Source organism: Leucobacter sp. L43, from assembly GCF_016597785.1.
In the GTDB taxonomy this organism is placed as follows: Bacteria; Actinomycetota; Actinomycetes; order Actinomycetales; family Microbacteriaceae; genus Leucobacter; species Leucobacter alluvii.
On the sequence record NZ_JAENJG010000001.1, the window covers coordinates 1,448,732 to 1,460,826 of the forward strand.

At 67.9% G+C, this 12,095-nt stretch carries 14 protein-coding genes; 6 read left to right on the forward strand and 8 right to left on the reverse strand.

Annotation, left to right across the window (positions count from 1 at the left end):
- Positions 1-60: 60 nt before the first annotated feature.
- Genes JE033_RS06730 through JE033_RS06740 form a run of 3 tightly spaced genes read right to left on the reverse strand, consistent with a single transcriptional unit; the run spans position 61 to position 2,309 of the window.
- Positions 61-1,212 (reverse strand): M20 family metallopeptidase, encoded by a 1,152-nt coding sequence (locus tag JE033_RS06730; protein ID WP_200330292.1) that lies wholly within the window; start codon positions 1,210-1,212, stop codon positions 61-63.
- Positions 1,205-1,882, reverse strand: coding sequence for a DUF1028 domain-containing protein (locus JE033_RS06735; RefSeq protein ID WP_200330294.1), 678 nt, complete (start codon positions 1,880-1,882; stop codon positions 1,205-1,207). Before JE033_RS06735 ends, JE033_RS06730 begins: the two co-directional genes overlap by 8 nt.
- Positions 1,883-1,886: 4 nt before the next feature.
- Positions 1,887-2,309: a RidA family protein gene (locus JE033_RS06740; protein WP_200330296.1), complete on the reverse strand. Its 423-nt coding sequence runs from the start codon at positions 2,307-2,309 to the stop codon at positions 1,887-1,889.
- 160 nt (positions 2,310-2,469) lie between these two features.
- Between JE033_RS06740 and JE033_RS06745 the strand changes: the two genes are divergently transcribed.
- The gene (locus tag JE033_RS06745) at positions 2,470-3,381 is read left to right on the forward strand and encodes a LysR family transcriptional regulator (RefSeq protein WP_200330298.1); all 912 of its coding nucleotides are present in this window, start codon (positions 2,470-2,472) and stop codon (positions 3,379-3,381) included.
- Between the two features lie 218 nt (positions 3,382-3,599).
- A complete protein-coding gene (locus tag JE033_RS06750) occupies positions 3,600-4,925 on the forward strand; it encodes an NAD(P)/FAD-dependent oxidoreductase (protein WP_200330300.1) in 1,326 nt (441 codons plus the stop codon).
- Between the two features lie 114 nt (positions 4,926-5,039).
- Here the strand turns inward: JE033_RS06750 and JE033_RS06755 are convergent, their stop codons facing one another.
- The 4 genes from JE033_RS06755 to JE033_RS06770 form a co-directional block, all read right to left on the reverse strand.
- Entirely contained in the window at positions 5,040-5,342 is a 303-nt protein-coding gene (locus JE033_RS06755; RefSeq protein ID WP_090146438.1) for a Dabb family protein, read from the reverse strand.
- Between the two features lie 42 nt (positions 5,343-5,384).
- Positions 5,385-5,678: a glutaredoxin family protein gene (locus tag JE033_RS06760; protein WP_200330302.1), complete on the reverse strand. Its 294-nt coding sequence runs from the start codon at positions 5,676-5,678 to the stop codon at positions 5,385-5,387.
- A 113-nt stretch (positions 5,679-5,791) separates the two neighbouring features.
- Positions 5,792-5,890: a 30S ribosomal protein bS22 gene (locus tag JE033_RS06765; RefSeq protein ID WP_005504750.1), complete on the reverse strand. Its 99-nt coding sequence runs from the start codon at positions 5,888-5,890 to the stop codon at positions 5,792-5,794.
- Between the two features lie 115 nt (positions 5,891-6,005).
- Positions 6,006-6,470: a helix-turn-helix transcriptional regulator gene (locus tag JE033_RS06770; RefSeq protein ID WP_090146433.1), complete on the reverse strand. Its 465-nt coding sequence runs from the start codon at positions 6,468-6,470 to the stop codon at positions 6,006-6,008.
- 224 nt (positions 6,471-6,694) lie between these two features.
- Between JE033_RS06770 and JE033_RS06775 the strand changes: the two genes are divergently transcribed.
- Entirely contained in the window at positions 6,695-8,068 is a 1,374-nt protein-coding gene (locus JE033_RS06775) for a TrkH family potassium uptake protein (RefSeq protein ID WP_200331082.1), read from the forward strand.
- Positions 8,061-8,726: a TrkA family potassium uptake protein gene (locus JE033_RS06780; protein ID WP_176698264.1), complete on the forward strand. Its 666-nt coding sequence runs from the start codon at positions 8,061-8,063 to the stop codon at positions 8,724-8,726. The genes JE033_RS06775 and JE033_RS06780 overlap by 8 nt, the downstream gene beginning before the upstream one ends.
- 6 nt (positions 8,727-8,732) lie before the next feature.
- Here JE033_RS06780 and proC read toward each other — a convergent pair whose 3' ends face one another.
- Complete coding sequence (proC, locus tag JE033_RS06785) at positions 8,733-9,596, reverse strand: pyrroline-5-carboxylate reductase (RefSeq protein ID WP_200330304.1); 864 nt, start codon at positions 9,594-9,596, stop codon at positions 8,733-8,735.
- Positions 9,597-9,732: 136 nt separating this feature from the next.
- Between proC and JE033_RS06790 the strand changes: the two genes are divergently transcribed.
- Together JE033_RS06790 and JE033_RS06795 are read left to right on the forward strand one after the other, a co-directional pair.
- Entirely contained in the window at positions 9,733-10,695 is a 963-nt protein-coding gene (locus JE033_RS06790) for a cation diffusion facilitator family transporter (protein ID WP_200330306.1), read from the forward strand.
- Between the two features lie 179 nt (positions 10,696-10,874).
- The gene (locus JE033_RS06795; protein ID WP_200330308.1) at positions 10,875-12,011 is read left to right on the forward strand and encodes an ABC transporter substrate-binding protein; all 1,137 of its coding nucleotides are present in this window, start codon (positions 10,875-10,877) and stop codon (positions 12,009-12,011) included.
- The last annotated feature ends 84 nt before the right edge of the window (positions 12,012-12,095 follow it).

Below are 12,095 nucleotides of genomic sequence, written 5' to 3' on the forward strand. Positions count from 1 at the left end.
TGTGGTGATTCGCGGTTCGCGGGCATTCAGCGCTCGCGGGGGTGCCGGTCGGGCTGCGGCCTACGCGGAATGCCCGCGCGTACGGGCGACGTCGAGGGCCGTCCACGCCAGCGCGGTGGCGCCGTCGCGGAGGGTCTGCTCGGCGATCGGCCCGACGCACGCGTCGGCGAAGGCCGGCTGGTGGTTGGACGCCGCCCCGCCGACTCCGATGTAGGGGTGGATGGCGTCGACGACGGCTGAGACATTGCCCATGTCCGTGGAGGCGCGATTCATCGTGGCCGCCTCCGGCGGGACGTCGAAGTCGCGGCCGAGTGCGACGGCATTGGCTCGGTAGACGGCGAGCGCCTCCGCATCGGTGCGCATCTCGGCGTATCGCTTGCTCTCCGGGGTGACGGTCAGCTTCGCGCCGGAGGCGAGCGCGCCCGCCTCGAAGCACCGCAGCACCCGCGATTCGAGTGCGAGCAGCTGTTCCATCGTCTCGGCGCGCACGTACCAGCGCCCCTCCGTGCGTTCGGGAATCGCGTTCGGCGCTTCGCCTCCGCGCGTCTGCACCCCGTGCACGCGCACGCCGGAGGGGAGTTGCTGACGCAGGAGTGCGATCGCGGTCTGGGCGATGATGAACGCGTCGTTCGCGTTCACCCCGCGCTCGGGATACGCGGCGGCGTGCGCCGCGACGCCGTCGAACTGCACGTGCCAGTGCGCGACGGCGAACGGACGCGCCTCGGCGACATCGACGGGTGCCGGGTGCGCCATGAGCGCGAGGTCGAGCTCGGTGAACGCTCCGCGCTCCAGCAGCTCGATCTTGCCGCCCCCGCCCTCCTCGGCCGGCGTGCCGATCACCTCGACGGCGATCCCGAGCTCATCGGCGACCGCTGCCAGCGCGATCGCGCCACCCGCCGACATCGCGGCGATCAGATTGTGCCCGCAGGCGTGCCCGAGCCCCGGAAGCGCATCGTACTCGGCGAGGAAGCCGACGGTGAACCCGGCGGACTCCGGATCGCCGAGCGTCGCTCGGAACGCGGTCTCCAGGCCGAGATACGGCTGCTCGACCGCGAATCCGTGAAACGCGAGCACCGCGGCGACCGCTGCCGACGAGCGGTGCTCCTGCCATCCGAGTTCGGGGTCGCCGTGCAGACGGTTCGAGAGTGCGATGAGATCGTCGTCGATGCGCTCCCGCTGCTCGACGATCCGCTGCTTCAGTGCGTCACTCATCGCCGGGCACCCCGTACGACGGTGCGGCTGCCGGGTTCAGCCCGCGGTTCACGTACGCGTCGCGCTGCGGCAACCACTCGTCGAGCGCGCGCCCGAGCTCGGCGATCGGGTCGTCGGACCAGTCCACCCGGAGATCCGTGACCCGCCAACCTGCATTCGCGACGACGGAGATCCCGGCGGAGTGCACGGGGCCGGCCTCGCCGCCTGCGGCGATCGCCGCCTGGAGCGCTGCGAGCAGCCGCTCTTCGATCGAGCCGTGCGATGTGAGCGCCGTCTCGACCAGCGCATCGAGCACGTCGAGGCTCGCCAGCATGTTGCCGCCCGCGACGGCGTTCTCGCGCTCCGTCGCCCCGAAGATTCCGAGCGCCCGCTCCCCCGAGTGGACGGCGGTTCTGCCATCGGCGTCGAGCACGAGCAGCTGGCGGTATGCGATCGAGGTCTGGTCGGTGGAGGAGACGACCGCCAAGAGCGCCTCAGCGGCCGTCGCCCCCGCGCGGAGCTGCTCGATGAGCCGGTGCCCGAGCCGCGGGTCGGTGACGTTCTGCGAGTGCGCACCGCCGATGCCGTCGGCGAGGTTCACGCACCGGGCCGCCACGGCGGGGGACGACGACGAGATGGCCGATCCGAACTCTCCCGACTCGGGATCGCGCAGCAGCAGTGAGAAGGTCATGCGCTCACCGCTCGCTGAGCACGGCGGTCGCGTCGATCTCGACGAGCCACTCCGGGCGCGCGAGCGCTTGCACGACGATGCCCGTCGAGACGGGGTAGACGCCTGTCAGCCACCTGCCGACGGTGCGGTACACGTCTCCGCGGTATCGCGGATCGATGATGTAGATGGTGACCTTCACGATGTCTTCGAGGCGGCTCCCCGCTTCGTCGAGCAGCATCTTGATGTTCGACATCGCCTGCTCGGTCTGCGCGACGACATCGCCGATGCCGACCGATTCCCGGGTGTCGAGATCCTGACCGATCTGCCCGCGCAGGTAGACCACCCCGCCCGCGACGACGGCCTGGCAGAGATCGTTGTCGAGATTCTGCTCGGGGTACGTCTCTTTAGTGTTGAACTTGCGCAGGCGCACGTGCGTCGTTTCCGTCACAGGATCCTCCTCGTCGAGTGGCGCTCTCACGCCCGGCTTTCCCCCATTCTTCGAGCGATTCCGGTATCTGTAAAATAGCTAAAAGTTACTCACCATATCTATTCATCAGATCGACTATGGCGGCGAGAACGCTTCGTTCGTTCGAGCAAGGAGGCCCGACATGGTGCAGCGGTTCCCGATCACCCTCACGCAACTCGTCTATTTCGCCGAGTGCGCGAAGACCCTCAACATGACGGCGGCCAGTGCCGAGCTGCATGTCGCGCAATCGGCGGTCTCGACGGCGATCACGCAGCTCGAGCGCTCCCTCGGCGCCTCGCTGTTCATCCGTCAGCACTCGAAGGGGCTCATCCTCACGACGGCCGGCGAGACGCTGCTGCGCGACGCGCACCACCTGTTCGGCACCCTCAACGACACGATCGATTCGATCCGCTCCGACCAGCGCGAGGTGCACGGCTCCATCACCATCGCCTGCTTCAAGACGCTCGCGCCGTTCGTGCTTCCGCGCCTGCTCAGCTCGGTGCGCGAGACGCACCCGGGGCTCGACGTCACCGTCTTGGAGGGCGATCACTCGGAGTGCCTGGCGGCGCTCCGCGACGGGAGGGCCGAGCTCGCCGTCACCTACGACCTCCCGAGCGGGGACGGCATCGAGAACACCCTCGTCGCGGAGTTCCGGCCGCACGTGATCCTCGCACGCTCCCATCCGCTCGCGCAGCGGGAACGGATCGCACTCGCGGAACTCGCCGACGAGCCGTTCGTGCTGCTCGATCTGCCGAGCAGCAGCGACTACTTCGTGCGGATTCTCACCGATGCTGGCATCTCCCCGAACCTCAGATACCGGAGCACGAGCTACGAGACCGTTCGCTCGATGGTGGCCATGGGCCTCGGCTTCTCCATTCTCAACCAGCGCCCGCGTACCGCGCAGACGTACGCCGGGGCCGAGATCGCCGCCGTCGAGATATCGGACGACGCCGCGGGGCTCACGATGGAGGTGTCGTCGCTCGCGCAGGTGCGGCGATCGAGCCGCGCGCGCGCCGTCGAGGAGGCGATCGGAGCCCTGTTCTCCCCGAACTGAGCCTCCCTCGCCCCGCAACCGGGGCATCCCCAAATCCGATGCTCTCCCTGGGATCGATCTGCTGCGGTGATCGAGTGTACCGCGAACGTGTATTGGCCAGATGCTCGTCTCGTGAGGTTGTCTGAGAGGCACCCGGGCAAGGATCTCGCCCGGAGCGTCTCGGGGCGTTGCACCCGAAACGCGTCAGCAGCGAAGCGATGCGAGTGGAGAAGTAACGTATGACGAGCCAGCAAATCGAGGCCACCGAAGTCCTCGTCGTCGGCGCCGGCCAGGCCGGAGTCGCCATGAGTGAACACCTGTCCCAGCGGGGCATCGCGCACATCGTGCTCGAACGGCGTCGCATCGCCGAACGCTGGCGCTCAGAGCGCTGGGACTCGCTCGTCGCCAACGGCCCCGCCTGGCACGACCGTTTCCCCGGCCTGGAGTTCACCGGCGTCGATCCCGACGCGTTCGCACCGAAGGAGCGCGTGGCCGCGTACTTCGAGGAGTACGCGGAGCGCTTCGAGCTGCCGATCCGCACCGGCGTGAACGTGACGAGCGTCCGCAAAGCCTCAGGGGCGCCCGGCTTCATCGCCGAGACATCGGCCGGTCCGATCCGGGCGCGCTACGTCGTCGCGGCGACCGGCGCATTCCAGAATCCGTCCATCCCGCCGCTCGTGCCGAGCGATGCGGGCGTGCATCAGATCCATTCGAGCGGATACCGCAACCCGGAGCAGCTGCCGGACGGCGGTGTGCTCGTCGTCGGCGCCGGTTCCTCCGGAGTGCAGATCGCCGACGAACTGCGGCGATCCGGCCGCGACGTCGTACTCGCCGTTGGCCCCCACGACCGTCCTCCTCAGCGCTACCGCGGTCGCAACTTCGTCTGGTGGCTGGGCGTGCTCGGCAAGTGGGAGGCCTCGGCACCGCCGCAGGGCGCCGAGCACGTGACGATCGCGGTGAGCGGAGCGAACGGTGGCCGCACGATCGACTTCCGCGAGCTCGCCGATTCGGGGATCACGCTCGTCGGCCGCGCGAACGCCTTCTCAGACGGCGTGCTGCGCTTCGGCACCGATCTCGCCGCGAACATCGCGCGCGGCGACGACAACTACCTGTCGCTGCTCGACGAGGCGGACGCGTACATCGAGCGCAACGGACTCGACCTGCCGGAGGAGCCTGAGGCGCGTGAGTTCGGGCCCACTCCGGAGTGCGTCGCGAATCCCATTCTCGAACTCGACCTCGCCACTGCGGGGATCACCTCGATCGTGTGGGCGACCGGCTTCACCGTCGACTACTCCTGGCTCGAGGTCGATGCGTTCGACGAACGCGGTCGACCGGTGCAGCAGCGCGGCGTGTCCGTCGAGCCCGGCGTCTACTTCCTCGGCATACCGTGGCAGTCGCGCCGCGGGTCGAGCTTCATCTGGGGCGTCTGGCACGACGCGAAGTACCTGGCCGACCAGATCGAGATTCAGCGCGGCTACGTCGCGTACGAGGGAGACTCGTACCCGGCCGACGCCGACTCCCTGCCCGCGCACCCGGCCCCTCCCGAGATCTCGTACGCAGGATAGAGCCTCGGTACTCCGACCGGGTCTCGGCGCTCCGACACGGCGTCGGCTCGAGGACCGGGCGTCGGCTCGAGGACCGGGCGTCGGCGGAACGCACGCGGACGTGGCGGCCGACGCTCAGATCGTGAAGTCGCTGGCGGCCCTGGCGGTGGCGATGCCCTTCACCAGGTCGATCACCGGCAGGTGCTCGGGGTGCGACGCGTACTCGGCGAGCCCCGCCTCATCGTCGAAGTCGGCGATGAGCGTCACGTCGTAGTTCGCTCCGTCGAACAGCTCATTGCGATGCACGGAGAGCGCGCGCACCGAGGGCACGAGATCTCGGAGCGGCTCGATGGCGGCGATGGCCCGAGCCGCGTGCGCGTCGCGCTCCTCCCGGGTCTCTCCGGCGAACTTCCAGCTGACGATGTGGCGCAGTGCCATGGGGACTCCTCGGGTTGCGGACGTACGGTCGGGGATTCGGGGCTATCGGCGACGCAGCGCACGCAGCGGATTGCGGGCGGCCTTCGTCACGGCGGCGGCGAGGCGATCCGGATCGACGCGCCAGATCGCGTGACGTCGCCCGTCGATCTGCACCACCGGGATGTGCTCGGCGTGCAGCTCGGCGAGGGCCGCGTCACGAGTGATGTCGCGCTCGTCGAGCGTCGTCGCGACGCCGGCTGCATCGAGCCGCTCGCGCACCTCCTCGACGACCGATCGAGCGTCGTCGCACAGGTGACAGCCCGGCTTGCCGATGAGGGTCAGGCGTACGGCAGACATGATGCCTCGAGTCTACGCGCACCCAGAACGGTCTGACATTCCGGGCACGAGAAAGGCGCCGACCCGGGATGGGCGGCGCCTTTCATCGATCGGCCGTCTTCTGACGGCGTCGACTACTTCTTGTTGCGACGCTGGTGACGCGTCTTGCGAAGCAGCTTGCGGTGCTTCTTCTTTGACATGCGCTTACGACGCTTCTTGATTACTGAACCCACATTAACCTCACAACGTCTCTCGGGCCGCTGGGAGTCGGGGCCCATAAAACATAGATCTTACCTGGCGTCGGCCGCAGATGCGAACCGAGCGGTGCGAACGGCCGCCTCGAGCCGCTCAGCCGCGCAGTTTGAATCGCGCGACGAGTTCTTTCACCCGGTGCTCTGCACGCGCCGCAGCCCGGCCGATCCGCTCTGCTGCTGCGGTCGCCTCTTCGGGCAGCACCTCGTCGAACTCATCGTGCTCGCCGGGCCCGTGCACGCGCTCACCGCTCTCCGACAGGTACTCCACCGTCACTTCCGTCTCGAACCCGGCCGAGAGGAAGGGGATCACGAAGTCCTCCACCATCTCGAGCGGCTCGGGGTCGAGCGAGTAGAACCGGTGCTGCCCTTCTTCGCGCACGACCACGAGTTCGGCCTCGCGCAGCACTTTGAGATGCTTCGACACGGTGGGCTGACTGATCTCGAGCCTGCCCACGATTTCAGACACGCTCATCTCGGCCTGCTGCACATGCTTCTCGAGCAGCGCCTGCAGAATGTCGCGCCGGGTCGCGTCGGCGATGACTCCGAAGATATCTGGCATAGGCACCAGAGTAGTGGGAGGAGCCCGGATCTGTCCCGGCCTGCGAGCGCCTTGCGCACGTGTCGCGCTCATGAGGACTCCGGGATGTGTACCATGACAGCATCGAGTCGAGGCCGCGTCATGCTTCGACTCTCACCATCGCCCCGAAAGCAGGAGTCGTGAGGACACGCGCTGTGAGCGCCCGGTTCACCGGAGCGCTCTCGCTGAAGTCGTGGATCGGAAGCCTGATCCATTCATCGCCTGCACGTGTGGCGCTTCTGGTGTTCACCGGCTTGATCCTGGTCTGGACGGCGCTCCTCTCGCTTCCGATCGCGAGCAGCACGCGCGAGGTCACCCCGCTCGCCGACGCCCTCTTCACCGCGGTATCGGCCATCTGCGTCACCGGGCTCTCCACCGTGGATATGGCGACGCACTGGTCGCTCTTCGGCGATCTGCTGATCTTGGGCGGCCTGCAGATCGGCGGCATCGGCGTCCTCACGCTGGCGAGCATCCTCGGCCTCACCGTCACTCGTCGGTTGGGGCTGCGCTCGCGCCTGCTGGCCGCCGGAGACACGAACCCGATGCGCATGGGGCGGGACGTGTCCGAGAGCCAGGCCGTCGGCCTCGGCGAGATCGGCGGCCTCCTGGCCGCGGTCGCGACGAGTCTCGTCGTGATCGAGCTCGCGCTCACCGCGTTCATCACCCCGCGCCTCATCGCAGAGGGGTACACCTTCTGGCACGCGCTGTGGAACGGGTTCTACCTTGCCGCATCCGCTTTCACGAACACCGGGTTCGTGCCGCTTCCAGGCGGTCTCGAACCGTTCGCGACCGATACCTATCTCCTCAGCGTGCTCGCCGTCGGCGTCTTTCTCGGCAGCATCGGCTTCCCCGTCATCTTCGCCCTCTACCGCTACGTGGTGGGCGGGGGCTGGCGGGCGCACAAGCGGCTCGGGCTGCATGCGAAGCTCACGCTGACGACGACGCTCCTCTTCGTCGTCTTCGGGTGGATCGCGATCGCGGGGCTCGAATTCAACAACACCCGCACCCTGGGCTCGCAGGGGCTCGGCGACACGCTCTTCAGCTCGGTCTACATGTCGGTGATGACGCGCTCAGGCGGGCTCGGAGTCATGGACCCGTCCGATATGAACGGGTCGACGCTGCTGGTGATGGACATGCTGATGTTCGTCGGAGGCGGATCTGCCTCCACGGCCGGCGGCATCAAGGTCACGACGATCGCCGTACTGTTCCTCGCGGCCTATGCCGAAGCGCGCGGGTACAAGGACATGCAGGCCTTCGATCGGCGCATCCCCAACGAAGTGCTGCGCGTGGCCGTCTCCGTGCTCATCTGGGGCGCGACCATCGTGCTCGCGGCCTCCGTCGCGATCATGCACCTCACTCGAGAACCGCTCGACATCGTGCTGTTCGAGGCGATCTCGGCGTTCGGCACCTGCGGCCTCTCGACGGGCCTCTCCAGTGAGATCGATGACCCGGGCAAGTACATTCTTGCCGCTACCATGTGGGCAGGCCGCGTGGGAACCGTTACGCTGGCGGCGGCTGTCGCAGCGACGAGCCGCTCACGCATGTTCCGCCTCCCCGAAGAAAGGCCGATCGTTGGTTGATATTCGCAGTGATGCCCCGGTGATCGTCATCGGTCTCGGGCGCTTCGGCGCTGCCACCGCCGGGCAGCTCGATCGTCAGGATCGCGAAGTGCTGGTCGTCGACACCGACCCCGGCCTGGTGCAGAAGTGGGCCGACCGCGTCACGCACGCGGTGCAGGCCGACGCCCGCTCCATGGAGGCGCTCAGGCAGATCGGCGCGGACGAGTTCCAGATCGCGGTCGTCGCCACGGGGGCTTCGATCGAGTCGAGCGTGCTGATCGCGGCGAACCTCGTCGATCTCGGCGTCCCGCAGATCTGGGCGAAGGCGATCTCGCTGTCGCACGGCAAGATCCTGGAGCGCATCGGCGTGCACCACGTCATCTACCCCGAGCGCGAGGCCGGCGAGCGGGTCGCGCACTTGTTGAGCGGCAGCATGCTCGACTTCATCCAGTTCGACGACAACTACGTCATCGCGAAGATGTACCCGCCGCGGTCCATCCGCAATCGCTCCCTCAGCGACAGCGGCGTGCGCACGCGCTATCGCGTCACCGTCGTCGGCGTGAAGACGCCGGGGCAGCCCTTCACCCACGCGACGCAGGACACGATCGTCTCGCGTCACGACCTGATCATCGTGAGCGGCACCGCCGCAGACGTGGAGCGTTTCGCCGCGATCGGATAGCCCGGCTCACTCCCCCCGCTCGATCTCCTCTGAGCGACGGATGTTGGCGGCGAGCGCACGGTCGAAGAGGTCGGCCCAGCCACCGCTCTGGAGTTCGAGCACGGCCTGCTCGGTCGTGCCCTTCGGGCTGGTGACCTTCCGCCGGAGCGTCTCGGGGCGTTCATCGCTCTGCGCCCACAGCTGGGCTGCGCCCACGATCGTCTGCTTGACGAGTGCGCGAGCCTGATCCTCGTCGAATCCCGCGCGTTCCGCTGCCGCCGTCATCTCCTCCGCGTAGAGGAACAGATAGGCCGGGCCGGATCCCGACACCGCAGCGACGGCGTTGATCTGATCCTCGCGCACGACCAGCGCTTCCCCTACTGTGGCGAACATGCGCTGCACGAGCGCGACGTGCTCCGACGTGGCTGAGGCGCCGCCCGCGATGCCCGTTGCCCCGAGGCCGACGGTCGACGGCGTGTTCGGCATCGCCCGCACCACGGGCACCCCCTCGGGCAGCTCGGCCTCGATCGCGGAACTCGGCACGCCGGCGGCCACGCTCACCACGACCGCGCCCGGTTCCAGGTCGGCGGCGATCTCGCGCACGACGTCGCGCATCATCCACGGCTTGACGCCGAGCACGACGAGCTCGGCGCCGCGCACGGCGCGCCGGTTGGCGTCCGGATCCCGCTCCGACGACGTCGCCGTCACGTCACTCGCGTCGGCGAAGGCCCGCGCGCTCGCCTCGGATTTCGTCGTCACGACGATCGGGCGCTCGATGTCGACGTCGGGTGCGCGCAGGCCCTCGAGAATCGCGCCTCCCATCGAACCGACACCGATCATCGCGGTGCGAGGCAGGCGGGCAGTGGTACGGAAAGCTGTCGATTCGTCCATGCCCCCAGTGTATGGAGCACCTCCGACAGAATGAGACGCTGACCTTGTCCGTTTCCATACCGCCCCGACGCGGGGTGCGGCATAGACTTGGGCCAGCAATTCGGACACTCGAGGTCCATCATGGGAGGCATCTGGAATGAGCGCGTCAGGCGGCAGCAAGGCGATCATCGCGGCGTTACTCGCCAACTTGGGAATCGCGGTGACGAAGTTCATCGCGTGGGCGTTCTCGGGCTCCTCCTCGATGCTCGCCGAGGGCGTGCACTCGCTCGCCGACTCGGGAAACCAGGTACTGCTGCTCGTCGGCGGCAAGCGAGCGCAGCAGAAGGCCGATAAGGAGCACCCGTTCGGCTACGGTCGCGTCAGATACGTCTACGCCTTCGTCGTCGCGATCGTGCTCTTCTCGATCGGCGGCGTCTTCTCCGTCTACGAGGGCGTGTCGAAGATTCAGCACCCCCACGCGCTCGAGGTGTGGTGGCTCCCGCTCGCCGTGCTCCTCATCGCCATCGTGCTCGAGAGCTTCTCGCTGCGCACCGCGGTGCGAGAGAGCCGGCCGCACAAGGGGACTTCGAGCTGGTTCCAGTTCATCCGCCGATCCAAGGCGCCGGAGCTGCCCGTCGTGCTGCTCGAAGACCTCGCCGCACTGCTCGGTCTGGTGTTCGCGTTCATCGGCGTCGGCCTCACTGTACTCACCGGCAACGGGCTCTTCGACGGCATCGCAACCGTCGCGATCGGCGTGCTGCTCGTGGCCGTCGCCATCGTGCTCGGCATCGAGGTCAAGAGCCTGCTGGTCGGCGAGGGCGCGAACGACGACGACGTCGCCAAGATCGAGGCGGCGCTCCTCAAGTCGCAGGACATCATTCGCATCATCCACATGAAGACCCTCTATCTCGGCCCCGACGAGTTCATGGTCGGCGCGAAGGTCGACATCGCCCCGACGAAGACCATGAACGAAGTCTCGGTCATCATCAACCTCGCCGAGCGACGCGTGCGCGAGGCCGTCCCCGCCGCACGCGTCATCTACATCGAACCCGACGTCTACCTCGACCCCGATGCCGCCACACTGTCGACGAGCTCGATCGTCATGCTGTCGAGCGACTGACCGCCCGATCCGCGCTCGTGCTGCATCGGGTGCACGCACCGTTCACCCAGCAGCCACCGCGTAGCTCCGTCCCGGCCACCGCGCACTTCTAGCGTGGGGTCTCGGATCGGCCGCCCCTCACGGGCGAGTCCGCACGCGCCTCCCGGCGATCCGAACCCCATCTGTTGGAAGGAACACCCGTGACCTCTCGCGCTATTGTGCGCTCCGCCGCCGTGATCACCGCCCTCCTCATCGGCGGCTCGCTCGCCGCCTGCTCCACGGCGAGCAACGCCGAAGGCGGATCGAGCTCATCGACCGACGCAGCCACCGCCACCAGCGCCGAAGACTTCGGCGGCATGGATGCACTCGTGGCCGCGGCGCAGGAGGAGGGCGAGCTCAACGTCATCGCGCTGCCAGAGACCTGGGCCAACTACGGCAAGATCATCACCGGCTTCGAAGACAAGTACGGCATCACCGTCAACTCGGCGTCGCCCGATGCATCGAGCGCCGAGGAGATCCAGGCCGCGGAGAACCTGCAGGGGCAGGACACGGCGCCCGACGTCTTCGACCTCGGCACCGCGGTGGCGCTCGACAACCTCGACAAGTTCGCGCCCTATCAGGTGGAGACCTGGGACGACATTCCCGCAGGCAACAAGGAGTCGACCGGCCTCTGGGTGAACAACTACTCGGGGATCATGTCGATCGGCTACGACGCCGACGCGCTCGCCGAGCCGAAGGCGCTCGACGACCTGCTGGATGCGGAGTACCAGGGATCCGTCGTGCTCAACGGCGACCCGACGCAGGCCGGTGCGGCGTTCGCCGCCGTCGGCTCGATCTCCGCGCTGAACGGCGGAGGCGTCGACGACTTCGGCCCCGGCATCGACTTCGTCTCCGAGCTGCGGGACGCGGGCAACCTGCTGACCGTCGACCCGACGCCGGCGACCATCGCCTCGGGCGAGACGCCGCTGGTCTTCGACTGGTCGTTCAACAACATCGCGGCCGCCGCTGACAAGCCCAGCTGGAAGACCACCGTGCTCGAAGGGCCCGCGTACGTCTCCTTCTACAACGAGGCCATCAACAAGGACGCCCCCAACCCCGCTGCCGCCCGGCTGTGGCAGGAGTGGATCTTCTCCGACGAGGTGCAGAGCCTGTACCTCGAGGCGAATGCGGTTCCGGTGCGGGCCGACGCGCTGCAGCAGGCCGGTTCCGTCGATGAGTCGCTCCTCGAGGCCGCCACGTTCGGCACGAGCAGCGACGACTGGATCACCCCGACCGAAGACGACACGGCCGCCGCCAACACGCTCCTCGGGGAGCGCTGGGCCGACGCCATCAAGTAGTCCCCGATCCGTGCGGTGGGGGCGCGATCAGCCCCCACCGCACGCGTGCGTCTGCACCATCGTCATCTCAGTTCGGCCGACCGC

Bases quoted from the DNA above. Each gene is read 5' to 3' on its own strand.
- JE033_RS06730 (WP_200330292.1), bottom strand. From the start codon at position 1,212: ATGAGTGACGCACTGAAGCAGCGGATCGTCGAGCAGCGGGAGCGCATC.
- JE033_RS06735 (WP_200330294.1), bottom strand. From the start codon at position 1,882: ATGACCTTCTCACTGCTGCTGCGCGATCCCGAGTCGGGAGAGTTCGGA.
- JE033_RS06745 (WP_200330298.1), top strand. From the start codon at position 2,470: ATGGTGCAGCGGTTCCCGATCACCCTCACGCAACTCGTCTATTTCGCC.
- JE033_RS06750 (WP_200330300.1), top strand. From the start codon at position 3,600: ATGACGAGCCAGCAAATCGAGGCCACCGAAGTCCTCGTCGTCGGCGCC.
- JE033_RS06755 (WP_090146438.1), bottom strand. From the start codon at position 5,342: ATGGCACTGCGCCACATCGTCAGCTGGAAGTTCGCCGGAGAGACCCGG.
- JE033_RS06760 (WP_200330302.1), bottom strand. From the start codon at position 5,678: ATGTCTGCCGTACGCCTGACCCTCATCGGCAAGCCGGGCTGTCACCTG.
- JE033_RS06770 (WP_090146433.1), bottom strand. From the start codon at position 6,470: ATGCCAGATATCTTCGGAGTCATCGCCGACGCGACCCGGCGCGACATT.
- proC (WP_200330304.1), bottom strand. From the start codon at position 9,596: ATGGACGAATCGACAGCTTTCCGTACCACTGCCCGCCTGCCTCGCACC.
- JE033_RS06790 (WP_200330306.1), top strand. From the start codon at position 9,733: ATGAGCGCGTCAGGCGGCAGCAAGGCGATCATCGCGGCGTTACTCGCC.